This is a genomic window from Methanobrevibacter sp. UBA417 (genome assembly GCF_002508845.1).
Lineage (GTDB): Archaea > Methanobacteriota > Methanobacteria > Methanobacteriales > Methanobacteriaceae > Methanobrevibacter_A > Methanobrevibacter_A acididurans.
In genome coordinates this window covers 53,186-80,084 of record NZ_DAZC01000024.1, presented here as the reverse complement: position 1 = coordinate 80,084, position 26,899 = coordinate 53,186, and the positions used below count along the sequence as shown (strand labels likewise).

The following is a 26,899-nucleotide window of genomic DNA, read 5'->3' as shown; positions in this document are numbered from 1 at the left end:
TTTGATGATTTGGATTTAGACTTTGAAGATTTAGAATCTTTAGGCTTAATGGATGATTCTGAATTTCCGGAATTAGAATTAGAAACAGATAATATATTAATGAATTTAAGTATAAAAAAAGATTATAGTAAAATTAAAGATAAATCTGAACGTAAAAAAGAATTTATTAAAGATTTACATAAATTTATAGATCAGTTTGCTAATACTCCAGAATCTGATGATTTCATTAATTATTATGATTTATAAAAATTATATTTTTCTATTTTTTTTATTGATCTATGTCAAAAACTTTTTCAACATTATTTTTATGTATTTGAAAAGCTTCTTCAACAGTCATTATTTCGTTTTGAATAAAATTCAATGTTCTTTTTGGTACAGTTTTAGGACCTAATACCATTCCAGGATGTTCATCTTCATCAAAAAAATCTGTTTCCATAAAAAATCGTGTACCTTTTTTTAAAGCTTCAATAATATTAGTTTTATTAGTGGTTATGCTTGGAACAATTCCAAAATTTTCTTCTTTCAAAACATGAGCCTCTGCGTGGTGTTTTATAAGTTTATTTTTATTAAACCCAATTTTATCTGCAATTTTTGCTATTTCTTCATATTTTTGAGGTGTGAAATCTTCTGTATGTAACATCACAGGACAGTTTAAATCTTTACCTAATTTTAAACAGTATTCTAAGATTTTATTATGGTACTTTAATTCCTCTTCTTCAACAGGGTAATGGGGTCTTCCTATTTCACCTATTCCTAATGCATTACCTTTTTCTATTTCTTTGCTGCCATAATTTATTGCTTTTATTATTCTTTTGTATGCTTCTTGGTATGTTTTTCCTGCTCTTATTAAGTTTGAATATTCTGCTGGGTGAACTCCAAGGAAACTGTATGCATGAACAGGTGTTTCTTTGTTTATTAGGTCTACATATTCATTATTTAAGTCCATTCCTTTTTCATAATTTGTGGGTTGGCCAAAATTCCATGCAGGTTTGTTTGGTATTATCATTACTCGACCTCCATTATTGTAGAATATTTTTGCTATTTTTAAGGGTCCTTTCCCATTAATAGGATCTACATGTATATGGGTATCTGTAATTGGAATTTCTAAAGGATTAGGTATCATAATAATTATATTTTTTTATTAAGTTAATGTTGTTTGTTTAGTTTGATCTTGTTTTTCATATCCGATTTTATCTAAAACTTCTTTTACATTTACTTTTGTTAAAAAACATCCATCTTGTGTTAATAATACTCCTTGAGGTGCAAAATCTGATAAGTTCATCATCATTAAGTTTAAATCTTCATAACATGCTATTCCTACTACTGCTTTAAAGTGTTGTTCTTTTATAATCCTTTCAATGAAACTACTTCCAGGAACGATAAATACAGTATAACCCATGGGTTCTGCTTTTGATTTAATAATACCAATACTACATCTACCACATTCAGTACATTCTACACCAGTTTTTGTAAGCTTTGCTTCACAGTCTGCTGCTCGAAGACAGTGAGGTAAAAATATTAATTTTTCATCATTTGGAATTTTATTGAATTTTTTTTCATTTACCTTGTTTCGTAATTCAACACCAATATGATCTACTAATGTCTTATCAAGTCCTAAACTTTTTGAAAATTTTTTCAATGGAGAATAAAAAGCATCTAATCCTAATAACATAACTTTTGGAAATATTAAAAGATTTTTTTTAATTAATATTTTACCTAATACTAATGTTATAATTAAAATTAATAATAGTAATATAATGCCTATTGTTATTAGTTCTCCTAAAAATATAAATATTGATTCTGTAATCATTTTAATTTTAAATCCTATAAATTAGTTATTAATATTTTAATTTTTATTATATAAATCATTATTTAAATTTTAAATTTAATCAATATATATTTCAAAGTTTTATTTTTATACTATAAAAAAAAGGGGTTTTTAAATGGATATTATTAAAACTTTTTAATTTCATAATCTTTTAAATTTCCTTTAATATTTACTCCATTTGCAGATTTAAAAATTTCTAAACCAGTTAAACTATCACAACTACATAATATGTCTTGTTCTGGATGTGTGCCGGGTATTATATTACAATCTAAACGGATATTTTCACCTACACTTATTACCATTTTTAATCTTTTGCTTGAGGGGTGATTTTTAGGTAAAACTATTATTGGTGAATCCATGTCTCGTGTAAGGTAAATTAAGGATTTTATTCCTTTTTCAAATTTTTCTCCTGTTCCGAATGCGCTAACAGCAATTAAGTCTCCAGGTTCTAAAAATTGAACAATTTCATCATTTTCTGGTGTTCCAAGAAAAATCATTTTTTTATCAGATAGTTTAACTATGCCTACAGTACCAGTATTTCCTTTTAAAAATAATATTTCCTCAGGTTTTAATTTTATATTTGTTTCTTTAGTGTTCATAAGTTTATGTGGTCCTTAAATATTTGTTTATTTAAAAAAATTAGTTTGTTTATTATATTTTTAAAAATGTAAAAAAAAAGGTTTTATTTTAAAATATTTAATGAAGTAATATTATTCATTTGATTCTACATTATCACTTTGGCAGGAAGGACATACAACATGTTTTCCAATTCCTTTAAATTCATTTCCACAATCTAAGCATCGATATCTTTTTGTTTTTAATTTTTTCATATCTATTTCAGCCATTGGGCCTCCACCACTACACATTAATATCACCTTTTTATTCTTTTATTGTATTATTATATTTTTTTTGAAGTATTTATTTTTTTTGTTGATTAATTATTTTTTATCTATTAAAATTAAATAGAATAATTTAAAAATAATTAGTTCTTAAATATTATATAGTATTAATAAATTATTTTTTTAAAAGGTGGTGATTAAAGTATGGTGGAGAATCATAATATTTGTCCTAAATGTGGATTTAAAAATTCTTCTGATGCTAAGTTTTGTCGTAAATGTGGAACTAATTTAATTCAATCTGCTACTCCTTCTTTTAATCAGTCTAATGTGACTAAAATAACTCCTGATTCTAAGAAAGATGAAAATAAGAAGTATCTAATCATTGGTGCAACTATTATTATTTTGGTTGTAATTGTTTGTTGTACATTTTTATTAGTTAGTTCTTCAGGTACTGGTTCTACTTTTAGTAGTGGTTTAATTCCTAGTTCTCAGTCTGGTTCTAGTTCTTCTAATGTTCAAAGTAGTCAGTCTGGTTCTAGTTCTTCTAATGTTCAAAGTAGTCAGTCTGGTTCTAGTTCTAGTACTAGTGGTAGTTGGCATTTAGTTCAAACTTTTAATGGAGTAGGTAATGATCAATTGTCTGTAACTGGTTTAACAGGTAGTAAGATTAAAGTTTATGCTTATGGGATGCCTATTAATAACCATGGGGGATATAATCATTTATATACTAATTCTTATTTAAATGGGGCTAGTGTTGGAAGTACTGCAGTTGATTGGGGTACTACTAGTGCTGTTAAGGGTAAAGAGGATAGTGTTATTTTCTCTGGTTCTGGTTCTTTAAGTATTGATGTGGATACTCAAGATCTTGATTCATGGACTATTAAAGTTTATTCTTATAGTTAATAAATTAAATATTTTATTTTCTTTTTTTTAATAAATTTTATTATTGAGTAAAATCTAAAATAATATAAGACTTTATTTAATAATTTTTTGGAGTGAGTGAGTTTTGGAAAGAAAGAATATTTTAATTATTGTCTTTGTTTTAGTTATATTAGTTATTGCACTTGGTGCAAGTTATATGATGTTCTTTAATAAAGGTGATACTACAAATTTTAATGCAGCATTTATTAGTGGGTCTTTCACTGGGAATGTTTCTGGGAATGTTATAAATGATTCTGTTCCTAATCATCAATTTCAAGCTAGTTATATTGATTCAAATAATGGTATTACTTATAATATGAGTACACTTAAAGATGGTGATTTTTTAATTGATTTGATGCAATTACAAGGTTTACAATCTCCTGAGCATCGTCAGTTAGGTGAGAATAATTGGAATATATTTTATTCTCAAGCTGTTCCTAATACTCAAGTAAGTAATAATACTACTACTGATAATTCTAGTGTTTATAATGTGTATATTTGTCAAGCGGATAAAGATAATCAAACTTTTCTTATTTATGTCATTAGTAATTCTTCTAAGGTAGAATGTGATGGTAGTTTATATTGTCCTATGTATAAAGATTATGTTGAACCTTTACTTACTAGTACTACTTTGAAGACTAATCCTAGTGCCCCTACAGGTCCAGATGTCTTAGGTATAGATAATGCTACTTATAATCAATTATTAGATCAAATTAAGAATGCTAAAGGGGCTAATTAATTTTCTCCTTTTAATATTTTTTATGGATATGTTTTATTATGGTAAAAGTTACAATTTTTCATGCTAATGAATGTGATAAAAAGAAATGTACTGCAATTAAAATGTGGAAAACAGATAAAGCTCGTTTGGTTTATCGTATTAATCAAATTCCTCATGGAGCCATTGTTTTAAATCCTTATAGTGATTATAGTGTTTCTCCGGAGGATCATCGTTATGTTTCTAGACGTGGTGTTGTTGGTTTAGATTGTAGTTGGAATAAAGTTAGTGATTCTAAGAGTTTTTTTAATTTAAGTAAGTATCATCGTGCTTTACCTTTTTTAATTGCTACTAATCCTGTTAACTATGGTAAACCTTGTACTTTATCTACTAGTGAAGCTATTGCTGCTACTTTATATATTACAGGTTTTAAAGATCAAGCTCATGATATTATGAGTACTTTTAAGTGGGGTCATACTTTCTTAGAATTGAATGGGGAGTTACTCGAAGCTTATAGTAATGCTCATGATGGTGAGGGTGTTGTCAATATACAGAATGATTTTTTAAGTCAGTATAATAAAGATTAGTTTTTATTCTTATTTTTTTGTTCGATTCTTGTTTATAACCATTAGGTTTATATATTAAGAAGAGTATATATTTTTATAAGATTTATGAATACATAACTATTTTTTGTTTCATAATTTTAAATAAAAAATTATAAGATTAGATTAATTGTTTTTTTAATTATAATCGAAATTTATTTTATCATATATGATTATTTGGGAGGATATCTTAATGGCACGATTTGATGAAGCTGAAAACAGAATTTTCAATGTTAAAATTTGCTTAAAATGTAATGCTCGTAACCCTGCTGATGCTAAAACTTGTAGAAAATGTGGTTACAAGGGTTTAAGACTTAAAGCTAAAGAAGCAAGAGGATAATTTTATCCTTTATTGTTTTTATTTTTTTTAAAACCTTTTTAATACTTTTTTCTATTTTTTTAATACTTTTTTGTTTATTCAATTAATAATATATCTTATTTTTTTAAATAAAATTAAATACTATTAAATCCAAAAATAATAATAATATAGTGAACAATAATATAAGATTAAATAAAAATTATAAAAAATTAATTTTAAACAAAAAATATAGTCACAATAAAAAAATAAAGGAAGCAAAACATGTCTGTAGAAAGTGAAATAAAAGAAACTTTAAAAAATCGAAAAATGCATTTAACACTAATAGATCCAGATGAACAAACACCGGAAGAGGCATTAAAAATTGCTGAAGCAGCTATAAGAGGCGGAACTGATATTATTTTAGTTGGAGGATCAACTGTAAGTCAAAACCAAGTAGATTTTACATGTAAAATATTGAAAGAAAATATTCAAAAACCTATAATAATTTTCCCAGGAAACACTAGTAGTGTAAGTAAATATGCTGATGCAATGTTATATATGAGTTTCATAAATAGTACCAACCCATACTGGTTAGTTGGGGCACAAGCACTTGCAGCACCAGCAGTAAAAGCTTCTGGAATCGAAACATTACCTATGGCATACATGGTATGTGAACCTGGAGGGACTGTTGGATTTGTAGGGCAAGCACAACTTGTCCCAAGGAATAAACCTAAATTACCTGCAGTATATGCTATGAGTAGTGAATTTATGGGAATGAGATTCTTTTACTTAGAAGCAGGATCAGGAGCAGAAAAACCTATACCTCCAAAAATGGTAGCATATACTAAAAAAGCTACAACAGACATGGTAATCATAGTAGGGGGAGGAATCCGGGATGGTGAAACAGCATATAAAGCAGCAAAAGCAGGTGCAGATTTAATAGTTACAGGTACAATAGTTGAAGAAACAGAAGATGTTGAATCAAAAATAAATGAAATTACAACTGCAATCAATAAAGCATCTAAAAATTAAAATTATATTTATTCAGAGATTTATATGTTAGAATCATTATATGAAGAAGCAATAAATAAAAAAGGTACAATCCAAGAACAAATAGTGGAATATCAACATAAAGATTTGGATTTATCAAAAAATTGGATTGAAAAAACAATTCCATTACCTTTAAAAGATAAAGTAATAGCTGCAGGTGATGGGAGTTTAAACAAAAAAAGATTCATAAGCTTTTATCTTTACGCTGTAGCTGCTGAAAGCTTAATTTATAATCCAAATAAAGATCAAAAATTAAAAAAATATGAATTAACAAATATTGATACTTTATCTCATCAAAAATTTCTTGATGAACGTTTAAGTAATTTCATGAACATTTTTGAATTAAAAAATGCAATAAAAACTATAGAAGATAACAAGGACTTAGATTATTACCTACTAGATGGAAGTATTTATGGTAATATAATTCCTTTATTCCCATCACCCCATGATATTCCAAAAAAAACACGAATTGATATAATTAAACAAGTAAATTCTCAATTTAAAGAATCTATAAAAAATAAAGAGGAAAACATTAAATCTAATGATTTAATAAATACACTTGATTTAGATAATAAATTTAAAGATTATGAAATAAGCATTTTTCTTGAAAATATTGAAAAATCTTTATTGTATATAGAATTATTAAAACATAAAGAAAAAATAGTTGCAATTAGTAAAACCAGTAGTAGTAAAGATTTTTTTAATAGTAATGTTCCAGATATTGCATTATTAAATTATTATTCAACAAATGAAGGTTATAGTACTTTAAGATATCGTAATGCAAGTGAAGATATTCGGACAAATTTCTTAATTGGGGATGAGTTTTTTAAAAATATAGATTTCACTATTTTTTATGCTAGATTATCTCCAAATACTAATGTTTTAAAATTTGAATTACCTTATCATGCATCTGAGGAAGAATGTTTACAAGTTTTAAGTGATTTGAAAAAGGATTCTGTTGGAGGTTATCCTTATTTACTTTATAAAGCACATCATGATGTGGTAATTCAGAATAATGATATGAATAGTATCAGTTCTATTGTAAATATAATTGAAAGACAAGGAAGGGAAATGTTATGATTATTGGTAGAAGTATAGGGGAAACTACTCTTGTAAATTTAAGTTTTATTAGTAAAAAAATGCCAAGTGTGGGGGAATATGTTACATTAAATTATGATGGTAAAACTGTCTTAGGCATGATTGAATCTATGGTTAGAGGTTCAGTTTCACTTAATAATGAGATTTATGATCCTGACACTATAGATAAAATTAAGGAAATAGAAGGAAATGATTATTATATTAAAGGAAATGTTAGAATTCTTGGAGATGTGAATGATAATCTTAAACTTCCAAGAACTCCTGCACCTCCTGGTACTGAAGTTGAGAAAGCTTCAACAGACATATTAAAAGATGTTTTTGATCAAGAAAATAGTTTAACATTAGGTCATTTAATAAGTCAAGAAGAAGTAGAAGTAGGTGTAGATTTAAATAAAATGGTTTCTCGTCATTTAGCAATTCTTGCAATGACTGGTGCAGGAAAATCTAATACAGTTTCAGTATTAGTTGATGAATTATTAAAAAATAATGGTTGTATATTTATTTTTGATATGCATAGTGAGTATATTAATGCAAAATTCAAAAATGGTGAAGTAAATCCTATTAAACCAATCATTAATCCTAAATACATGGAATTTGATGAAATTAAAAAATTAGCTAATATTGGATCTAATGCTGTAAACCAAGAAAGGTACATTAGAAAAGCTTTTAAAGAAGCAAAAGAACAATTACAAAATGGTGAAGCTAAAACTCCAGATTTCTTAGAACAATTATTAATTATTTTAAATAAATGGGAATTAGATGATGATCGTCCATCTAAAGAAAGAAATAATATCATTGATGTAATTAATAAGATTGAAGATTTACAAAGTACTTATGGAAAATTATTAGATACAAATACAGGTAATATTTTAACACAATTAAAACCGAACAGTTGTAATGTTCTTGATTTGGGTCAAGTTGATGAAAATACTGCTGAAGTTATTGTAAGTCATGTTTTACGGAATGCTTTAAAAAGTAGAAAGAATTTTATTCATGAAAATGATGTGAATGCTTTAAATATTCCCGTATTTTTTGTATTGGAAGAAGCTCATATTCTTGCTCCTCAAAATCGTAGTACTAAATGTAAATATTGGATTACACGGATTGCTCGTGAGGGTCGTAAGTTTGGTTTAGGTTTATGTATGGTTAGTCAATCTCCAAAGTCAGTTGATAGTGAAACATTGTCTCAAGCTAATAATATGATTATTTTAAGACTTGTTGAACCTAAAGATCAACAACATGTGCAAAGTTCTTCTGAGTCTTTGTCTGATGATTTGGTTGGTCAATTGCCTAGTTTGAATGTTGGTGAAGCTTTAGTTTTGGGTATGATGACTAAAATCCCTACTTTAGTTAAAATTAATAGTTTTAAAGGTAAAAATGTAGGTGGAGATTTGGATATCTGTAAAATTTGGAGTCAAAATCTTAAGTCTAAAACTGAGGAATTAGATGAAATGGAAGATGATTTTTTAAATTTAGGTGGAGATTATTAAAAAATTTTTTAAAAATTAATTTAATAAATAAGATATTTGAACTTTATTGTTAATAATTACAATATTGTTAAATCTTCCATTTATTGCTTTTTCTATTTCTGATATGTTTTCATTAGTTATTTGTTCTATTCGCAAGTTAGGTGAACTAATTTGTAATTCTTTAGAATTATCTTTGGATAATTGAAATTTTAATTCGTTTAATTCTTTTTCAGGGTATAATTTTTGGAATTTATTTTTTAAAATTTCTTTTAAGTTTTTGTTAATTTTTTCATCAAAGTACATTTCCTTTTCTCCTATCTTATTAGTTATTTTCGTTTTTTGAATTTTTTCCACATCGGGGGGGGGTGTAAGGTTTTTGGTTATGTTTTTTCCTTATTTTTTCAATTTGATTATTTTATTTTTAGTTTAAAAGATTATAAATCATTTTTTTTACATGTTTTAAATTAATGGTTTTCTTTATTTGTTGATATATTGTTAGTTATACATTATAAATCTTTTTATTATTCTTATTTTTCATGTTTGGATTATTTTACAATTATTAAAACTGTTTTGGGGATGTTTAAATTTGTTTTTTTGTTAGTTATTACTCATGGTTTTAATAATCACGAACGATTATTGGTTTTGATTAATTTTTAAATTAAGTTAAAAAAATTATAAAATTTATAAAATTTAAGCTTTTTTTTATCCAATTTAATAAAAAAATCATAATTTCTATTTTGGCCAATAAAGTTTGTTTTTAATAAAACTAAACATTTTTATTAAAATTTTTAAAAAAATTAAAAAAATACACAAAATTAAAATATTTAACTTACAAAAAAATAAAAACACATAGAAAACTTAAAATTAACTAAATAAGTCAAACTAAAACCAAAATAAAACTATTAAATAAAACTAAAATATTATTAATGAATAAAAACAAAAAAAAACATAATAATTAAAATTAATAAAAATTTATCAAAAAAAAATACAAAGGGAGAAAACAAATGAAATTTGCTCACTTATCAGATACACATTTAGGTTATAGACAATATGGCCTACAAGAACGTGAAGACGACTTTTATTACACCTTCAACAGTGTAGTAGACAATATAATAGAAGAAAGAGTGGACTTCGTAATTCATAGTGGAGACCTATTTGAAACAAATAGACCATCACCAAAAGCATTACTAACATTCCAAGAAGGATTACTAAAACTACGGAAAGCAAATATACCTATATATGGAATAACAGGTAATCATGATACTGTACTAAGAAAAGGATTCATACCTCCTCAAGCACTTTTTAGAAAATTAGGATTTCGACCATTAAGTGCAAAAAGACCATCTTACTTAGAAGATGATATATGTATAACAGGAGTACCATACTTACCAAAATCTATGAAACCTTTATTAATGAAAAAAATACAAGAAGCAAGTAAAAAAGCAGAAGAATATAAAAAAAGCATAATAATTCTTCACCAAGGAATAGATAAATACCTTCCATTTGATTATGAACTTGAAACAGGAGAATTACCAACAAATTTCAATTACTATGCTATGGGACATATCCATAATTATATAAACGAACCATACGGAAATGGTAAATTAGTATACCCCGGATCAACTGAAATATGGAAAACAAATGAATTAAAAGATTATCAAAAAAATGGTAAAGGATTTGTATTAGTGGACATGTCCGGAGACATCCCAGAAACAGAAAGAATCAAAATAGATTTACCAAGAGAATTTATCAAAAAAACTGTATCTTACAATAAATTATTAGCTGAACTTCAAGAATTAAAAAATAATATAATAAAATTAAAAACTAAACCCCTTTTGGATATCACAGTTGAAGAAGGTAACTTTAGTACACAAGAAGCATTTGACACAGTACACAAAGTATTAGATGAATACACATCTTATATAAGACCTCATTTCTATCCGGATAAAATTAAAGAAGAACTAGAAATAATACAAAATGAAAAGACATTAGAACCTCGTCAATTAATAATCAAAAAAATGTCAGAATTAGAAAATGAAGATGTAAATCATTTAGCTGTAGATTTATTTGATAATTTATCCAAAAATAAACTACCTGAATCCGAAAAAATAGCGGAAAATTTCTTCAATGAATACTTTGGAGATAATGGTTTAAAAGTATCCGAAGAAGATATTAAAAAAGAAATGGAAACAATTGGTGTATTTAAAACGGAGGATGATTAAGTATGATTTTTAAAAAATTACAACTTAAAAACTTCAAATCACATGAAAACACAACAATAAACTTCAAACCTGGTATAAGTTTAATAGTAGGTGAAAATGGGGCAGGAAAATCAACCATATTTGAAGCAATAAGTTTTGCACTCTTTAAACAATATACTGCGAAAAAAATTAATGAATTAATTAAAATAAATAATGTTCATAAAAGTAATGAAAAAATGAGTGTAACATTAGATTTTATTGCTAATGGAAAAGAATATGAAATAAGAAGAACAAGAACTAAAACTACTTCAAATGCAGGTTTATATGAAAAAATTGGAGACAGATTCCAAAAAATTGTTGATGGAGATGCAGAAGTCAATAAAGAAATTCAATCTTTATTAGAAATGGATGGAGATTTATTCTTAAATGCAATTTATGTAAGACAAGGTGAAATTGCAGAATTAGTTGGAAAAACACCTGCACAAAGAAAAGAATTAATTGGTAAACTTCTAAAACTTGAAGAATTAGAAACAGCTTGGAAAAATTTATTACCTATCTTAAATGAATATGATAAGAAAATTTCAGAAATTAAAGGAAAACTTTCAAGTGAATCTGAACTTAATTATGAATTAAAAACTAAAAAACAAGAACTTGATAATTTAAGTAAAAAAGGAAATAATGCTGAAGAAAAATTAAATAATCTTAATAAAGATCATGATCAAAAAGCCATTACTAAAGGACAAATGGAAACAGAAAAAGGTATTTTTGAAGCATTACAAACCAACTTGAATAATGAAATAAATAATGCTAAAAAGATGGTTGAGGATAAAAAAGAATTACAAAACCAAGCTGATGAAATTGTTCATAATGAAAATGAAATGAAAAGACTTGAAAAGTACTCTCAAAAATTACCTATATATCTTGATTTTAAAGATGCAGTCAATAAAATTCAATCATTAAAATCTGATCAAAAGAAATATGAGAAAATTTTAGAAGATATTGAATCTCATAAAAAGATTTTAGATGAAGAAAAAATGGATTATGATACTTATCTTGAATTAGAAGGTAAAATTAAAGCTTTAGAATCTAATAAATCTAAAATTCAATCAGAAATCAGTGTTTTTGAACAATTAGAATCTGAAAAGAAATCAGTTGAAACTGAATTAGAAAATAATAAAATAACTTCTGATAAATTCTTCAAACGGGCAGAAAATATTATTTCTCCATTTTTAGATGTTAATGAATCATTTGATGATTATAAAGATTTTAATAAATTAAAACATTTTGTTGATACATTAAATGTTAATATTTCAAATGAAATTAAGAACAATGAAAAATTAGCTATAAATTATAAAAAAGACATTGTAGTTTTAGGTGAAGGTATAAAAAGTAGTGAGTTACCATTAAAAGATTTAGCTAAAGTTGGAGATAAATGTCCTATTTGTCAATCAGATATAACTCCTGAAAAGAAATCAGATTTGCAGGAAGGTTATAAAAAAACTATTAAAGATAATAAAGTTAAAATGGAAGAGTTAAATGCTCAAATAAACGAATTTGAAATTAAAAATAAATCTTTAATAAGTAAACATGAAGAATTATTAGAAATTGAGAAACAAATTTATTCTAATAAACACATTGTTGAAAGTATAGATAAAAATACAAATAAAATTGTTGAATTAACGGATAGATTAACTTTAAAACAAGATACTTTAGATAGTTTATCTGAAGTTGAAAAGCAAATTAAAGAAGAAACTGAAAATCGTGAATCTAAAAAACAACATCATGATAAATATATTGAATCTCAAGGTGCTCTTAAATCTTTAGGTAAAGAACATGAAGCTAAAGATGAACTTTATAAAATTACAGGGAAAACTGATTTACAAGTTCAACGCATAAAAGATGATATATCCCAAGATAGTTTTTTAAGTGCTAAAATTCAGGAAGATGAATTAAATAATAAAATTGATGAATTAACTGAAAAGGATAGACGTTATAATGAACTTAAAGGTACTATTCATTTAAAAAAATCAGTCAATAATAAATTAGAAAATAAAAAATCAGATATCAAAATTATTAATAAAAAAATTAATAAATTAGAAGAAGATATTCAATCCTCTCATTATGATAAAGATAAATATGAAAATATAGTATTCATATATGAACGTTTAAATAAAGAAATTCAAGAAGTAACACGTGAAATAGGAGAAATCAAAGGTCAAGTAACCGAAATTATTCCAGCTATAGAAAACTTAACACGTAAAATTCGTAAAAACCAAGAATTAGAAAATGAACTTGCAGATTACGAATCATTCATGAATTTATTAACTGAAATTAGAGGTGTTTATGGTAAAGATGGTGTTCAAAAAGATTTAAGAGAACGTTCTAGACCATTAATCCAAAAATATACCAAAGAATTCTTCGAACAATTTAACTTTAATTATAGTGATTTGATGATAGATGAAGATTTTAATATTAAAGTATTTGGTCCTGAAGGAGAATCTAACCTTGAAATGGTTAGTGGTGGAGAAAAAATAGCTATTGCTCTCGCATTAAGACTAGGTATTACTCAATCTATGAGCCATGGTAATATTGAAACTATATTACTTGATGAACCAACAATACACTTAGACAGTTACAGAAGACATGAATTGATAGATATTATTCGCGAAATGAGTGTTTTACCTCAAATGTTAATTGTTACTCATGATTCAGAATTAGAAACTGCTGCAGATAATATTATATCTGTAACTAAAGAAAATGGTATTAGTGAAGTTAAAACTTCAGAAGAATAATTTAAAGATTAAATTCTTTATTAATCAATCAAAAATTTACATTATAAAATAATTTAATGGGGATTTAATAAAAATGTTTGAAGATGAACAAGACAATAAAATATATAAAATATTTATAACACGTGGTGAAGATAAAGAAAATGAGTATGGTCAATTCACAGAAAAACTATACTCAAAAACTGATTTCTTATGGAAAGAAACCAGTATAGGTGCAGATGACTTTGAACAAGTACCAGCACATTTTTTTGAAGATATTGATGTGATAATTTTATTAGCCGGAATATACACAGCTAATAAAGAAAAAATAGATAGTATTGTAAAATCTGCATTAAAACATAAAATACCAATGATACTTGTAAGACCTTATGGGATGGAAGAAGTACCATTAAACCTTGAAGAAGTAGCAAGTGGTTTAGTAGGATGGAATGCAAATTGTATTGTTGATACAATTAAATCAACATTAAATCCAGATTTAAATCCAGAAGTATGTGAATTATAAAGAATTTTTAATTATTTTTTTTTATTAAATATATTAAGTTAAAAGAGGATTATAAAAACATGTTAACTATTGATATGGATAAAAAAATCAATAAATATATAGATCAATTAATAAATGAAAAATATGATTTAAATAATGATTCTTTTATTACTGAATTAAAAATGAGAATTTGGGATCGTGCAAATGCATTAGCCCAAGAACGTGATGAAGATTTTAATGAAGAATTCATAAAAGAAATTATAGATAATATTGGCATTGTTGAAGAATTCTTAAAAGAACCAGCAACACCAAATTATAAATGGCAATTAAATAAAATAGTAGATGAAGACTTATGTGCTAAGTGCGGAACCTGCAGTATAGTATGTCCAAATAATTTAATTGATTTCACAAATCAACCAGAATTAAAAGAACAATGTTTACGTGAAGGTAATGGTATGTGCCAAGAAGTATGTCCAAGAACAAATTCAGGAGCATACCAAATTTCAATACGTGAAAATTTCTTTGAAGAAAATTACTATGGTAATGGAAATATTAAAGGGCAATCTGGAGGAGTAGTAACTACTTTTTTACAAAAATTAATAGAAGATAATAAAATTGATGGGGCAATAGTCGTTGGGGATGACCATTGGAAACCATTAAGTTTAATAGTTACAGGTTATGAAGGGTTAGCTGATGCTAGAAAAAGTAAATATACTATATCTTCTTTATCTGCCATTCGTGAAGCAGGTGAAATGGGATTAAAACGTGTAGCAGTTGTAGCATTACCTTGTCAAGTTGCAGGTTTAAGAAAAATTCAACATTATCAATACTTAGCTAAACATAGTCCAGAAAGAGGTAAAAATGGAAAACCTGCAGAATTACCTGAAATAAAATATGTACTAGGATTGTTCTGTACAGGAAAATTTGACTATAAAGATTTATCAAGAGTATTAGAAAACAAAAATATTGATATTAAAGATGTTATTAAATTCAATGTTGATGGTCCGAACTTTATTGTATCAACAAAAGATAAAGACACTAAAATTAAGCTAAGTGACATGTCATTATCCCCTGGATGTTTAATGTGTCGAGATTTTGATGCACAATTAGCAGATATAAGTTTTGGTGAAAAAGGATCACCTGAAGGAAACACAACAATTATAGTAAGAACAGAAACTGGAAGAGATATTGCAAATTATATTGATTTACAAGAAGAAGTCAAAGTAAAAAATATCCAGAAAATGAGAGAATTTAAAGAGAAAAGGTTTAAAAAAGAGGTTGCTAGAAGAGAAAAAGAAAATCAATACAATTCATATTACTATAATGGGGATTATGGTGGAATAGGTCAAGCACAAAATGGTTTTAACTTTGTAAGATTCAGATCAAACCCTGCAGGATTTTATGATGCTGATGTTGTTATTAAAGTTGCTGAAATTACAAAAAAATATGGTGGGAAAGTTAAACTCACAAATAGGGGAGAATTTGAGATTCACGAAATAGAACCAAAATATTCAGAACCTCTTCTATTAGAATTACGTAAAATCGGATTAATCAATGGGGGAGAAGGGCCTTTAGTACGTTCTACATTGGCATGTCCTGGAAACCAACATTGTATGTTAGGATTAATTGACACTATTGATTTAGCTGAAAAATGTGAAGATAAATATGCAGAAAAACCATTCACATACAAATTTAAAATTGCAGTATCTGGATGTCCTAATAAATGTGTACGTCCACAAGTCACTGATTTTGGTATAAATGGTGTGAAATACCCAATTACAATTGAAGAAAAATGTACAGGTTGTGGAAGATGTCAAGATGTATGTAAAGTAGATGCATTAGAAATACGTGGAGACATTGCAATAACCAATCCTGATATTTGTATAGGTTGCGGAAAATGTTTTAATGCATGTCCAAATGATGCAAAAGATGTTTTATACGAAGGATATTCTTTATATATTGGAGGAAAAGGTGGAAGAGAAATGGTTCAAGGTTCTCAAATGTTTGTAGAATCTGAAGAAGAACTCTTTGAAACCTTAGAAGCAGTTCAAGAAATCTATTCTAAAAATGGTAAAAAGCCTCAAAAAGAACGTTTAGCAGGTACAATGAAACGTATGGGTGTAGCAACATTCTTACGTCAAGTAGAGGAATTTAAAAACCAATCATAAGGAACAGGTTTTATTATACATATAATTCAGAAATTTAGCTAAATTAACTACATCTAAATTGTTATGTTCAATAATAGGGATTAAAGGACCAATATTATTATTTTCATGGAATGTTTCCCAGTAATTAGGTATAAAATTACCGGGAACATCATTAATTCTTTCAATATTAAATATTTCTTTTTCTATTGTTTGTAATTTACAATCAGGTAATGTACCTTTCCAAAAGTTCCGTGCATAATACATTAAATCATAATTAATCAATTCATCAGGGAAATTTATTCTATAATAATTAGCTCTATTTAATATAAATGGGACATCAAAACTTTTACCATTAAAAGTTACAAAAACATCATCTTCATTTAACTGATTTAAAAATTCATAAATTAATGCAGGTTCCTCATTTTTATCACGTAATAAGTATTGGGTAGTAATTATCTCTTTTTTATTTATTTCAGCCATACCAATTAATATTATTGGAACATTACTTAATCCTAAAGTTTCAATATCCATGAATTTAAAATTTTCTCGTGGGATATCACAGGCACATTTTAAAAGATTATTTTTGTTAGAACTATTTTCTTTAATATAATTAATCTTATCTTTAAAATTATCAGTTTCAATATTGCTTAAAACATTTTCAGCTTTACTAGAATATTTAGCATGATTTAATAATGATTGAATATTATTATAACCAGATTTTTTAAGTTTTTCTTCAGTACTTTGACCAATACCTTTAATAATTTTCAAATCACAAGTAACTGAATCAGAATTACTTTCAAGATTAAAATCAGTTTTTTCTTTAGAAACAATTTTTAATGTTTCACCATATTGATTCTCACAGATATTAGTATTTGGAAAATCTTCAAATTTAGTATTTTCATATTTTTTAAGTAATCCATTTTTTAAATCATTATAAAAACTTGAACTACTTTTTTTCCCCTTTTGCATTGTTTCTTTTGAGGGATTTTCACTAGTCAATGAATTAGATAATACTTTATTTAAATATGCTTCGTGTTCTTTTCTACGACTTACCATATTAATCAAAAAAATTTAAAAAAGAGTTAAATTTTTAGTCTTTAGACTTTTTCATATTAAAACTTAAATAATCATAAGGTAATTCGCAGCATGGCACTACATGACGTTCTTTAATTGTAGCATCACCATAAGATTTAATAATTTTAGTAAAACCTTTTTTAATAACTTTTAATTTTTCAGGATCATGTATACGTATACTTCCTATAAAACCAACACTATCCTTTGTATTTAGAATACTTACTTCATCCATTCTGTAAGGTTCATTGTTTTCTTCAAGTAATTTATTAGTTTTACTTATAATATTTTCCCGTATTTCTTTTTTTTCTTCATTGCTTACCATTTATATTCATTTCTCCTTTTTAAAATTATTTTTTTATTTTAAATTTTATTTCAAATCCTGTACCTTCACATTTTTTTTCAGTAATTGTTCCATCTATTTGTTCAATTAAATTTTTTATAATTATAAATCCTAAAGTATGAGGTTCATTGATATTTATTTCTTCAGGTAATCCTATTCCATCATCTGTGTATGTTAATATAAAAATATTATCTTTCATTTCAGTATTAATATTAATATTTCCTTTTACATTATCAGGATAAGCATGTTTCAAGGAATTAAATACTAATTCATTAATTATTAAACCAATAGGGTTTGCATATTTTGAATTTATTTCATCTTCAATTAAATCTACTGTGAATGTTATATTGTCACAATCATATACACTTATTAAACTGGTTAATAGTTTTTTTAAATATTTTTTTAAATTTATATGAATTAAATCTGGGGATTGATAAATTTGTTCATGAATATAACTCATAGCTCTAATTCTTGCATTTGTACTGTTTATGATTTCTTCTGAATTATTAAAATTATATCTTGTATCTAATTGCATTAAACTTAAAATAAGTTGTAAATTATTTTTAATTTGGTTGTTATCTTTTAAATGCTCATCTTCAAAGTAAGAATCTATGATTTTGGGATCATATTTACTTAAATCCTGAACAAAACCTATAAATGATTCAACACCTTCAACATTACTTGTGAAAAATTTACCATAATAATAAATTCTTTTAAGTCTTGATTTAGTTTTCACATAAGTTATTAAATTAAAATCTGAAAAAGTTAGGTATGCTTCTATTTCTTTTTGTTCTAATTTTTTATGTTCTTCTTCATTTAAGTGTTTAGCTATTATGTTCTCTTCAGGATTCAAGCTTTTAGAATCTATTTCTAAAATATTAAAAATTTGTTTTGTCCACATATATTTATTTTTGCTGTCCCAGTAAACATAAGCTACTTGATTTTCTTCTTTAATTAACTTATTTGTTTGACTTTCATTTTTTTTAGTATTTTTGGATTGGATTTCATTTTTTGGGGTTAATATTAAAACATAATCTTTAAATCTTGTTAACTTTTGATTAATAATATTTAATAAATTTTGATTTTCGAAAATTTTTAGATAAATATTAAAATTTTTTCCTTTTAATGTTTGATAAATAATTTTATAATAATAAGTTTCTTCCATATCTTCAAATATATGACTTATTTCTTTATTTGTTAAGTTTTCAAATATATTATCTGTATCCTTAGGATTTTCTGAAAATATTTCATAAAATTTACTTAAACTTGTTGGGTAAAGTATGATAAATTCATCAAGTTTTTCGTCATATTCTAATATATCTAAATCATAATTCATGAAATTGAATAAATTTATTAAATCACTTAAATCCTTTTTCTCCCTTTTTGTTTCTTTCATGTTTGGAATGAAATTTGTAGGCTTAATATACTTCTTACTTAAAGTATTATTTTCAGGATCGTGTATGACTACATTTTTCATTTTAATAGCCTCTTAAATTATTATTATATGTATCTTGTTTAGTTATTACTTTTAATTTATATATAATTTTATATTTGATTTTTGAACAGGTTTATTTTTATTTACTATTTTAATATAAGTTTAAAACAATTTTTAGCAATTACAAACTATTTTGTTATATTTAATAATAATTCATTAGCTTCCATATGTGATGGGTTGCTTTTTATAGCTTTTTTAAGAAAATTTACAGCCCCATATTTATCATCTTGTTTATTTAATATGGCACCTATAAGATATAAAGCATTAGAGTTTGTTTTATCTTCATTCAATATATCATTACAAATTTCTTTTGCATAAGTTAAATTATTACTTTTATAAAAGTTTAATGCTTCATTATACTTTGATTTATCTGAATTTATTTTTTCTAGTTTTGATTTGTAATCATTCTTATCTGCTGTTGTTTGTTTTTTAGTCTTTTTTAAATGTGATTTAGTTTTTTGTCCCATTTCATGATACATATAATTAAGGATTGTTTTTGTAGCTTTTTTATGCAACGGTTTGTTATCATTTCCACATTTAGGTGAATAAATACAAGAAGGACAACCTTCTTCACATTCACAATTATCTAATAAATCTTTTGTACTCTTAACTAAATCTTTAAATACTTCTATTGCTTTTTTAGTAATCCCAATTCCGCCTTCATAAGCATCATATATGAAGATTGTAGCTTCTTGTGTATCTTTATGATAATTAGTACTTAATCCTCCAATATCAAATCGATCACACATAACATGTAAAGGGAATAATCCAATTAAAGCATGTTCTGTTCCATGTAAACCTCCAGCAAACACTTCTTCATCATCAAATGTATCTTCTAATTTATTTTTTATACTTTCTGGTATGGTGAACCATAACCCTTTAGTTCTAAAATTTAATGGGGGTAAATCTAAAATATAAGAACCTACAGTTTTGCTGAATTGAATTTTCTTGTATCTATGATAATCTTCGGATACTTCTAATTCACCATAATGCACTGTTAAGTCTCCAAATTCTTCTCTTTTAATTTTACTTATAATATTAATATTCACACTTTTTAAAACACTAGTATGATAATTAACTTTATGTTTTATTACATTCACATAATGACTTTTAAGATTCACATTATCTACAATGTAAGTTTCACCCTTATTTATTAAAACTGCACCGGGATGTGCTTCTCTATACATTTGAGAACGTTCCATTACTTCTAAAAGTTTATTATTATTCATAACTTTAAAAGAATCATTACTTAATTGATTAAGTGAACAAGTAAAACTTGGACTATCATCATAAGGGTAAGTATATAAACCATTAGTAACTGTAATTTCTTTTTCTTTAACTAAATCATTTAATATTGATTTTGTTGCATTAAAATATTCTTCTGATTCTTTAAAATCAAATGGTAATTCATTTGCTGCACATATTAAATGAGATTTAATTAACATAGGGTTATTTAAATCTATAACTACATTTTCATGAGGTTTATCAAAGAAAAATTCAGGGTTTTTCATAAAATATTGATCTAATTGATTTTCAAATGCAACTAATATGACCAATGATTTATTTGTTCCTCTACCAGCACGTCCGCCTTGTTGCCATACGCTAATCATTGTTCCAGGATAACCACTTATAACAACTGCATCTAATGAACCAATATTTATTCCTAATTCTAAAGCATTAGTGCATGTTACTCCTAAATATTTTCTAGATTTTAAACCATCTTCTATTTCTCTTCTATCTTCAGCTAAATATCCTGCTCTATATGCTGTAATCTTATTAGTCAATTGCTTTTTATATGTTAACATATCATTTTTAGCCCACATTGCAATTAATTCAGCAATTTTACGAGAAATAGTGAAACATAAAGTTTGAACATTTTTTAATAATAAAAAAATAAAAATATATTCTGTTTCTTGATGAATACTGGGAGCATCATCATTTTTTTTCCCATTTCTTTTTTTGTAAGGATTATACAAGATAAAATCTTTATCACCACTTGGTGAAGTGTCCTCACTGATTAATGTAAATTTTTCACCAGTTAATCTTTCAGCTAATTCTGTAGGATTTGCTAGAGTTGCACTACTTAAAATAAATTGCGGGTTACTTCCATAAAAATTACAAATTCTTTTTAATCGTCTAATAAGAAATGCAACATTGGATCCAAATATTCCTTTATAATAATGAGATTCATCAATCACAATAAATTTGAGGTTACTGTAAAAACGTTTCCATTGATGGTGCCAAGCAAGAATATGGTGTAATTGGTATGGGTTGGTTAAAACTATTCTAGCTTTTTGTCTAATCCCATATCGTGAACTTTTAGGTGTATCTCCATCATATGTTGCTGGTTTAAAATCCATTTTTAAACCTTTTTCTAGTTTTTTAAGAACATCTAATTGATCATAACTTAAAGCTTTCGCAGGGTATATGTATAAAGCTGTAGCATTTTTATCATTATATAATTTTTCTAAAACAGGAATGTTAAAAGCTAAAGTTTTACCAGATGCTGTAGGTGTTGTTATTATTATATTTTCACTATTTCGAATGTGTTTTATACTTTCTGCTTGATGTTTATATAATTTAATATTTTTACTTTCAAAGTATTCAATAAAATTAAGGTCTAAATTATCTACTTTCATGTATTCTGCTTTTTTTCCTGGTATTGTTTCAATATGGGCAATTTTATCTTTGAAACGAATATCTTCTTTAAATTTATCTACAGCAGTTTTTTTCATAATAACCCTAAATAATTTTCTTATTTAATACTTTAAAACTTATATTAATTCTTTTATAATAATGTAATATCTATATTTTTTATTATATTAATATTATTCCATGCTTATTCGGTTTATAGATGTATTGTTTATTTTTAAAATGATTACTTTTTTTTTGCTCTTAGGAAATTTATTTATAATTTAAATTACTTAATAATTAATTATTAAATAAAAAAACATACATAAATGAAAACAATTAAAAAAAATTTCATTTAAGTTAAAAGGGGAAATTATAATTTTATGATAACTTATAGTCAATTTAAAAATATTGTCGTAGAAGATTTAAGTAGAGATATTAATTCAAATATTGAACAAAATAAGGCAATAAGTTCTAATTTAAATGATTCTTTATTTTTAGTTGCAGGTCCGGGTAGTGGGAAAACAACAGTTATTGTTCTTAAAATTTTAAAATACATTTTTGTTGATGATGTTAAACCTGAAGAGATTCTTGCAACAACATTTACTAAAAAAGCAGCTAATGAATTAAGTTCTCGTATTCTTAGTTGGGGACAAACAATAAAAGATGTTATCATAAATAAAATGTTAATTGCTGATGATGATATTTTACGTAAATTAGTTAGATTAGACTTAAATCAAATATTAACAGGTACATTAGATAGTATTGCTGAAGAATTAATGAGAATCCATAGGGATCCTGGAACAAAACAGCCGGTAGTCATTGAAGATTTCATCACTCGAAGTGTTATGTTAAATGTAGGTTTATTTAAAAATGAACGTTATAAAAATAAAGATTTACAAAAGTATCTAGCTAGTCTTCTAGGGAGAGATGTTTTAACAAATCCTTCTAAAATGAGTGAAATTCTCTTAAGTATTAAAGATAGATTATATTATGATTTGATTGATTGGGATAAAATACAGCATGATGTTAATTCAGAAGGTTCAAAGGTTGCTTTAAACTGTATACGAAATTATGTTAATGAATTAGAAAATCGTAACATGTTAGACTTTGTAATGTTAGAATATCGATTTTTAAAACGCTTGAAAAATAATAAATTAAATATTTTTTTAAATAATGTTAAGATTTTATTAGTTGATGAATATCAAGACACAAACTTGCTTCAGGAAAAAATTTATTTTAAAATAGGTAATCATGCTATAAAAAATAATGGAAATATTACAGTAGTTGGGGATGATGATCAATCTTTGTATCGTTTTAGGGGCGCAACTGTTGATTTGTTCACAGATTATAAAAAAAGAGCAGCTAAATCATTAAATACTGAAATTATTGAAATAAATTTAAAAAATAATTATCGTAGTAGTAAAGATATTGTTAATTTATGTAATGATTTTGTGGAATTAGATTCACATTATCAAGAAGCAAGAGTAAAAGAAAAACCCCAAATTAAATTTGCAAGAGAAGATATGAAAAATATCCCAGTTTTAGGAATGTTTAGAAATAATGGGGAGAAATTAGCAGCTGATTTAAGTAAATTAATTAAAAACTTAGTAGAAGGAAAAGAAGTAGAATTACCAGTTAAAAGGGTTTTAACCTCTAAAAATTCTGAAAGAATTAGTAGTGATGATGCAGATATTGCATTAAATAGTCGTAAATTAAGTATGGATTTAGCAAAAGATAAAGAGTCTATTAAATTACAGTTAGATCCTAAAAATGGTTCTCCTTCAGATATTGCTCTTTTAACTTACTCTCCAAAAGAAAAAAATAGTAATGGTTATCTTTTCCCTTACTATTTAAAAAAACGCTTAGAAAAATTAAAAAATCCAATTGAAGTTTATAATCCAAGAGGGCAAGATTTACAGGGAATTCCCTGTGTAAAAATTTTCTGTGGTTTAATGTTGGAATGTATTGATCCTGCAGGCAAAGTCCAAAAAAGTATTCATAAAATTCCTACTATAGCAAATCATAATATGCGACAATGGAGGAAAGCTGCACTAGAATATGTTGATCAATCACCTGAACCAAATAAGCCTATTTCTTTAAATGATTTTTTAACACATTGGCAAGCAAGAATACCATTTAAATTAGATAATTGGCCTGATAGGGCTAGTTTGATAGATCTTGCATATAAATTAATTACTTGGGTACCAGATTTACAGGATGATGTTGAAGGTTTAGTTTATTTAGAAGCTATAACAAAAACAATAACTCAAACAGGATTTTTCAATGAATATAATGCACATATTATATTTGATGCTAAAGGTGAAATTGAAAGTAAAAGTATTAATGAAGCAATTTGGAATATTTTTATACCTATATCTATGGGTGGGGTAAGTATTGATGAATCTTTATTATATACATTACCTGAAAATCGTTTGAATATAATGAGTATTCATCAATCAAAAGGATTAGAATTTCCACTTGTTATTGTTGATGTGGGATCTAGATTTAATAAAAATCAAGCAAGCACTAGTCAATTCAGATTTCCCAAAAAACAACCTAAAAATGAAAGTTTAGAAGATAAAATCAGATCTTTTAGTACAATAGGTGAATCTAAACGTAATGTTGTTGATCGTAATTTTGATGATTTAACAAGATTATATTTTGTAGCTTTTTCTCGTGCAGAAGATGTTTTAATTCTTATTGGTTTGTATCCTAATATTGATGGGTACATGACAAAAAGTACACATAAAACAATTCCAAATGTTGCCTTAGGATGGAGTCGAGATGAAGAATACATTGGTTTTAATGAAATATATTTAATATAAAGATATTTAATGGAGGGAACTAACTTATGAAGTTATCATCAAGAAGTCAAGCATTTATAATGCCGGAATATAATTTAACAGGAGATTTGCTAAGTTTTTTAACATGTAACCTACAATATCGTTATCAAAACAAGGCAACTTTACCTCCAAGTAAACCAGTACAATTATGGTTTGGTGAATTTATTCATGGGATAATGGAAGAAGCATACTTAAAATATAATGATGCTCATAAAAGTTTCCCATGGGATTGGAAAAAAGATATTAGGCCATTAGAGGAATTAATTGATAAAAGATTACAAGTTAGAGGTTTATATCCCCCTGAAAAATATTACTGTCATTTTACTCATCCTAATAATAATCAAGCTCAATGTAGTACTAATCAACATCCTCATAAATTATTATATAGTTTTCGTGCAGAAACTGCAATAAATAAATTAGGACCATATTTATTTCCCTTAATAGATAATGCTGAAATATTACTTAAAGGTATGAGGACTATGCCTAATTATAAAGATGGGTACAGTAGGAGTAATTATTATAGTATTAATGGGGTTATTGATGTTTTAAGCAGTATAAAGATAGAGGAGAATATTAAACCTCAAAAAAGCTTAGATGAGTATAAACAAAAAAACATAATATTAGAATATTTATTTAAAGATGAAGATTTTCAAAATAATATAAAGAAAATTTCATCAGATAAATATGAAATTATTATAGATTATAAAGGAATGAAAAGACCACCTTTAAATAGCAAAAATTGGCTTCGTCATAATTGGCAAATACAAACATATGCATGGTTAAGAAGCATGCAAGAAGGTAGTAAACCTGTAGCTGCAGGTATTATATTTTATTTAAATGAGTTAGCACCTTCTAATGAAGATTTACAACTTATTCAAGAAGATTTAAAAAATAATTTATCCGATGTATCAGGTCATAGTAGGGATGAAAATTTAATTAAACAATGGGATGTAAGTAAAAAATATCCAAAACTGTCTGAAAAGTTTATGATGGATAGATGTGTTAGAATCATTCCTATTAAAGATAAATCTATTAATTTCGCTTTAGAAAAATTTGATGAAGTAGTGGAGGATATTGAAAATAGTACTATCTGTGAATTAGCGGGTAAAAATATTAAACAATCTTGGAAAGCAGATGCAGATGAGAGAACTTGTAATGCATGTGATTTTAAAACTTTTTGTGATAAACATAAACTTGAGGAAATGACAATACCTTAAATATTTTTTCTTTTTATTGTTTCAAATAACTTTTTTTTAAATAAATTTTTTAAGAATAAAAGAGCTTATAGTATACTATGAAAATTTTATATTTTAGTGGGACTGGAAATAGTTTATATGTAAGTAAAAAAATTGGGGGAGAACTATTAAGCATTCCACAATTAATTAAAAATAATCAATATAAAATTGTGGATGACCTGGTTGGTATTATTTGTCCGGTTTATTGTATGACAATGCCTAACCTTGTAAAAGAATATTTAACACAAGTTGAAATTAATTGTGATTATTTATTTGTAATAATGACTTATGGATCCTCACATTTTAACTCTTTATCTGATGTTACACAAGTATTAAATAAAAAAGGATTAAGAATTAATTATTCTAATTATGTTTTAATGGTGGATAATTTTATACCTTCATATGATATTAAAGAGCAAAAAGAGTTGCATGATAATAAATCAATAGCTTTAGAAGTCAATAAGATTAAAGAAGATATATTTCTTAGAAAAAATTATCAACCTTCTATTAATAAAGTTAGAGATAAAGTCATGGAATTGGTTTATAAGATAATTTATAAAGTATTTTTACGATTTGCAGTTAATTTATATTTTGATTATGAATCATGTAATCAATGTAAAGTATGTTATAATATTTGTCCTAAAGGTAATATTGAATTAAAGGATAATATTCCATTTTTCAATGATAATTGTGCTTATTGTTTAGCTTGTATTCAAAATTGTCCAAAAGGTGCTATTCATGATAAACGAGAAAAAAATTCAGAACATTTTAGAAATCCTAATGTTAAACTTTCAGAATTAATTCAGAGCAATAACCAAAATTAATATAATAGGAGATTTT

The 26,899-nt window shown here is 25.8% G+C and carries 24 protein-coding genes; 15 read left to right on the top strand and 9 right to left on the bottom strand.

The features are described 5' to 3' along the window. The coding region (locus tag BP769_RS04070; RefSeq protein WP_413862133.1) for a hypothetical protein at nucleotides 1-246 on the top strand (246 nt) is incomplete at its 5' end. A 22-nt stretch (nucleotides 247-268) separates the two neighbouring features. Here BP769_RS04070 and BP769_RS04065 read toward each other — a convergent pair. The 4 genes from BP769_RS04065 to BP769_RS04050 form a co-directional block, all read right to left on the bottom strand. Beyond that, nucleotides 269-1,123, bottom strand: coding sequence for a TatD family hydrolase (locus tag BP769_RS04065; protein WP_409197581.1), 855 nt, complete (start codon nucleotides 1,121-1,123; stop codon nucleotides 269-271). 18 nt (nucleotides 1,124-1,141) lie between these two features. Beyond that, nucleotides 1,142-1,810 carry a DUF116 domain-containing protein gene (locus BP769_RS04060; protein WP_409197580.1) on the bottom strand — a complete coding sequence of 223 codons (669 nt, stop codon included), beginning with the start codon at nucleotides 1,808-1,810 and terminating at the stop codon, nucleotides 1,142-1,144. Nucleotides 1,811-1,953: 143 nt separating this feature from the next. After that, on the bottom strand, nucleotides 1,954-2,427 hold the full coding sequence (locus BP769_RS04055) for a hypothetical protein (protein WP_409197579.1): 474 nt from the start codon (nucleotides 2,425-2,427) through the stop codon (nucleotides 1,954-1,956). Nucleotides 2,428-2,538: 111 nt separating this feature from the next. Further along, complete coding sequence (locus BP769_RS04050) at nucleotides 2,539-2,694, bottom strand: hypothetical protein (RefSeq protein ID WP_413828834.1); 156 nt, start codon at nucleotides 2,692-2,694, stop codon at nucleotides 2,539-2,541. A 177-nt stretch (nucleotides 2,695-2,871) separates the two neighbouring features. On the opposite strand from BP769_RS04050, the gene BP769_RS04045 reads away from it, so the two are divergent. From BP769_RS04045 to BP769_RS04015, 7 genes are all read left to right on the top strand, one after another. After that, nucleotides 2,872-3,570 (top strand): zinc-ribbon domain-containing protein, encoded by a 699-nt coding sequence (locus BP769_RS04045; RefSeq protein ID WP_413824042.1) that lies wholly within the window; start codon nucleotides 2,872-2,874, stop codon nucleotides 3,568-3,570. A 103-nt stretch (nucleotides 3,571-3,673) separates the two neighbouring features. Beyond that, nucleotides 3,674-4,327 carry a hypothetical protein gene (locus BP769_RS04040; protein WP_409197577.1) on the top strand — a complete coding sequence of 218 codons (654 nt, stop codon included), beginning with the start codon at nucleotides 3,674-3,676 and terminating at the stop codon, nucleotides 4,325-4,327. A gap of 38 nt (nucleotides 4,328-4,365) precedes the next feature. After that, nucleotides 4,366-4,890 carry a DUF367 family protein gene (locus tag BP769_RS04035; RefSeq protein WP_409197576.1) on the top strand — a complete coding sequence of 175 codons (525 nt, stop codon included), beginning with the start codon at nucleotides 4,366-4,368 and terminating at the stop codon, nucleotides 4,888-4,890. 208 nt (nucleotides 4,891-5,098) lie between these two features. Continuing rightward, nucleotides 5,099-5,245, top strand: a complete 147-nt coding sequence (locus BP769_RS04030) for a 50S ribosomal protein L40e (RefSeq protein ID WP_409197575.1) — start codon at nucleotides 5,099-5,101, stop codon at nucleotides 5,243-5,245. A 240-nt stretch (nucleotides 5,246-5,485) separates the two neighbouring features. Then, on the top strand, nucleotides 5,486-6,235 hold the full coding sequence (locus BP769_RS04025; protein WP_409197574.1) for a geranylgeranylglyceryl/heptaprenylglyceryl phosphate synthase: 750 nt from the start codon (nucleotides 5,486-5,488) through the stop codon (nucleotides 6,233-6,235). A 24-nt stretch (nucleotides 6,236-6,259) separates the two neighbouring features. Beyond that, complete coding sequence (locus tag BP769_RS04020) at nucleotides 6,260-7,333, top strand: DNA double-strand break repair nuclease NurA (protein ID WP_413828416.1); 1,074 nt, start codon at nucleotides 6,260-6,262, stop codon at nucleotides 7,331-7,333. Further along, nucleotides 7,330-8,841 carry a helicase HerA domain-containing protein gene (locus BP769_RS04015; RefSeq protein WP_409197572.1) on the top strand — a complete coding sequence of 504 codons (1,512 nt, stop codon included), beginning with the start codon at nucleotides 7,330-7,332 and terminating at the stop codon, nucleotides 8,839-8,841. Before BP769_RS04020 ends, BP769_RS04015 begins: the two co-directional genes overlap by 4 nt. A gap of 15 nt (nucleotides 8,842-8,856) precedes the next feature. Here the strand turns inward: BP769_RS04015 and BP769_RS04010 are convergent, their stop codons facing one another. Beyond that, nucleotides 8,857-9,123, bottom strand: a complete 267-nt coding sequence (locus BP769_RS04010) for a hypothetical protein (protein WP_409197571.1) — start codon at nucleotides 9,121-9,123, stop codon at nucleotides 8,857-8,859. A 701-nt stretch (nucleotides 9,124-9,824) separates the two neighbouring features. Between BP769_RS04010 and BP769_RS04005 the strand changes: the two genes are divergently transcribed. The 4 genes from BP769_RS04005 to BP769_RS03990 all read left to right on the top strand — a co-directional run bounded on the left by BP769_RS04005 (nucleotide 9,825) and on the right by BP769_RS03990 (nucleotide 16,459). Continuing rightward, complete coding sequence (locus BP769_RS04005) at nucleotides 9,825-11,042, top strand: metallophosphoesterase family protein (protein ID WP_413824032.1); 1,218 nt, start codon at nucleotides 9,825-9,827, stop codon at nucleotides 11,040-11,042. Between the two features lie 2 nt (nucleotides 11,043-11,044). After that, complete coding sequence (locus BP769_RS04000; protein ID WP_413862131.1) at nucleotides 11,045-13,813, top strand: AAA family ATPase; 2,769 nt, start codon at nucleotides 11,045-11,047, stop codon at nucleotides 13,811-13,813. Between the two features lie 73 nt (nucleotides 13,814-13,886). Further along, nucleotides 13,887-14,312: a nuclease gene (locus BP769_RS03995; RefSeq protein ID WP_409197568.1), complete on the top strand. Its 426-nt coding sequence runs from the start codon at nucleotides 13,887-13,889 to the stop codon at nucleotides 14,310-14,312. 59 nt (nucleotides 14,313-14,371) lie between these two features. After that, a complete protein-coding gene (locus tag BP769_RS03990; RefSeq protein ID WP_413828415.1) occupies nucleotides 14,372-16,459 on the top strand; it encodes a Coenzyme F420 hydrogenase/dehydrogenase, beta subunit C-terminal domain in 2,088 nt (695 codons plus the stop codon). On the opposite strand, the gene BP769_RS03985 is transcribed toward BP769_RS03990, so the two are convergent. From BP769_RS03985 to BP769_RS03970, 4 genes are all read right to left on the bottom strand, one after another. Beyond that, the gene (locus BP769_RS03985) at nucleotides 16,454-17,494 is read right to left on the bottom strand and encodes a ribonuclease H-like domain-containing protein (RefSeq protein ID WP_413862129.1); all 1,041 of its coding nucleotides are present in this window, start codon (nucleotides 17,492-17,494) and stop codon (nucleotides 16,454-16,456) included. The genes BP769_RS03990 and BP769_RS03985 overlap by 6 nt on opposite strands. Nucleotides 17,495-17,528: 34 nt before the next feature. Next, nucleotides 17,529-17,834, bottom strand: coding sequence for a hypothetical protein (locus BP769_RS03980; protein ID WP_413828414.1), 306 nt, complete (start codon nucleotides 17,832-17,834; stop codon nucleotides 17,529-17,531). A 25-nt stretch (nucleotides 17,835-17,859) separates the two neighbouring features. Then, nucleotides 17,860-19,329, bottom strand: coding sequence for a sensor histidine kinase (locus BP769_RS03975; RefSeq protein ID WP_413862127.1), 1,470 nt, complete (start codon nucleotides 19,327-19,329; stop codon nucleotides 17,860-17,862). Nucleotides 19,330-19,475: 146 nt separating this feature from the next. Then, nucleotides 19,476-22,082, bottom strand: a complete 2,607-nt coding sequence (locus BP769_RS03970; RefSeq protein ID WP_413862125.1) for a DEAD/DEAH box helicase — start codon at nucleotides 22,080-22,082, stop codon at nucleotides 19,476-19,478. A 279-nt stretch (nucleotides 22,083-22,361) separates the two neighbouring features. Between BP769_RS03970 and BP769_RS03965 the strand changes: the two genes are divergently transcribed. The 3 genes from BP769_RS03965 (at nucleotide 22,362) to BP769_RS03955 (ending at nucleotide 26,883) form a co-directional block, all read left to right on the top strand. Beyond that, complete coding sequence (locus tag BP769_RS03965) at nucleotides 22,362-24,806, top strand: UvrD-helicase domain-containing protein (RefSeq protein WP_413862123.1); 2,445 nt, start codon at nucleotides 22,362-22,364, stop codon at nucleotides 24,804-24,806. Between the two features lie 26 nt (nucleotides 24,807-24,832). Then, entirely contained in the window at nucleotides 24,833-26,041 is a 1,209-nt protein-coding gene (locus tag BP769_RS03960) for a PD-(D/E)XK nuclease family protein (RefSeq protein WP_409197560.1), read from the top strand. A 77-nt stretch (nucleotides 26,042-26,118) separates the two neighbouring features. Continuing rightward, the gene (locus tag BP769_RS03955) at nucleotides 26,119-26,883 is read left to right on the top strand and encodes an EFR1 family ferrodoxin (protein ID WP_409197559.1); all 765 of its coding nucleotides are present in this window, start codon (nucleotides 26,119-26,121) and stop codon (nucleotides 26,881-26,883) included. The last annotated feature ends 16 nt before the right edge of the window (nucleotides 26,884-26,899 follow it).

Coding starts and splice junctions, on each gene's coding strand:
- BP769_RS03985 (WP_413862129.1), bottom strand. CDS start 17,494: ATGGTAAGTCGTAGAAAAGAACACGAAGCATATTTAAATAAAGTATTA.
- BP769_RS04035 (WP_409197576.1), top strand. CDS start 4,366: ATGGTAAAAGTTACAATTTTTCATGCTAATGAATGTGATAAAAAGAAA.
- BP769_RS03970 (WP_413862125.1), bottom strand. CDS start 22,082: ATGAAAAAAACTGCTGTAGATAAATTTAAAGAAGATATTCGTTTCAAA.
- BP769_RS03960 (WP_409197560.1), top strand. CDS start 24,833: ATGAAGTTATCATCAAGAAGTCAAGCATTTATAATGCCGGAATATAAT.
- BP769_RS03965 (WP_413862123.1), top strand. CDS start 22,362: ATGATAACTTATAGTCAATTTAAAAATATTGTCGTAGAAGATTTAAGT.
- BP769_RS04060 (WP_409197580.1), bottom strand. CDS start 1,810: ATGATTACAGAATCAATATTTATATTTTTAGGAGAACTAATAACAATA.
- BP769_RS03980 (WP_413828414.1), bottom strand. CDS start 17,834: ATGGTAAGCAATGAAGAAAAAAAAGAAATACGGGAAAATATTATAAGT.
- BP769_RS04005 (WP_413824032.1), top strand. CDS start 9,825: ATGAAATTTGCTCACTTATCAGATACACATTTAGGTTATAGACAATAT.
- BP769_RS04050 (WP_413828834.1), bottom strand. CDS start 2,694: ATGTGTAGTGGTGGAGGCCCAATGGCTGAAATAGATATGAAAAAATTA.
- BP769_RS03995 (WP_409197568.1), top strand. CDS start 13,887: ATGTTTGAAGATGAACAAGACAATAAAATATATAAAATATTTATAACA.
- BP769_RS04055 (WP_409197579.1), bottom strand. CDS start 2,427: ATGAACACTAAAGAAACAAATATAAAATTAAAACCTGAGGAAATATTA.
- BP769_RS04025 (WP_409197574.1), top strand. CDS start 5,486: ATGTCTGTAGAAAGTGAAATAAAAGAAACTTTAAAAAATCGAAAAATG.
- BP769_RS04015 (WP_409197572.1), top strand. CDS start 7,330: ATGATTATTGGTAGAAGTATAGGGGAAACTACTCTTGTAAATTTAAGT.
- BP769_RS03990 (WP_413828415.1), top strand. CDS start 14,372: ATGTTAACTATTGATATGGATAAAAAAATCAATAAATATATAGATCAA.
- BP769_RS04065 (WP_409197581.1), bottom strand. CDS start 1,123: ATGATACCTAATCCTTTAGAAATTCCAATTACAGATACCCATATACAT.
- BP769_RS04000 (WP_413862131.1), top strand. CDS start 11,045: ATGATTTTTAAAAAATTACAACTTAAAAACTTCAAATCACATGAAAAC.
- BP769_RS04010 (WP_409197571.1), bottom strand. CDS start 9,123: ATGTACTTTGATGAAAAAATTAACAAAAACTTAAAAGAAATTTTAAAA.
- BP769_RS04045 (WP_413824042.1), top strand. CDS start 2,872: ATGGTGGAGAATCATAATATTTGTCCTAAATGTGGATTTAAAAATTCT.
- BP769_RS04020 (WP_413828416.1), top strand. CDS start 6,260: ATGTTAGAATCATTATATGAAGAAGCAATAAATAAAAAAGGTACAATC.
- BP769_RS03975 (WP_413862127.1), bottom strand. CDS start 19,329: ATGAAAAATGTAGTCATACACGATCCTGAAAATAATACTTTAAGTAAG.
- BP769_RS04030 (WP_409197575.1), top strand. CDS start 5,099: ATGGCACGATTTGATGAAGCTGAAAACAGAATTTTCAATGTTAAAATT.
- BP769_RS03955 (WP_409197559.1), top strand. CDS start 26,119: ATGAAAATTTTATATTTTAGTGGGACTGGAAATAGTTTATATGTAAGT.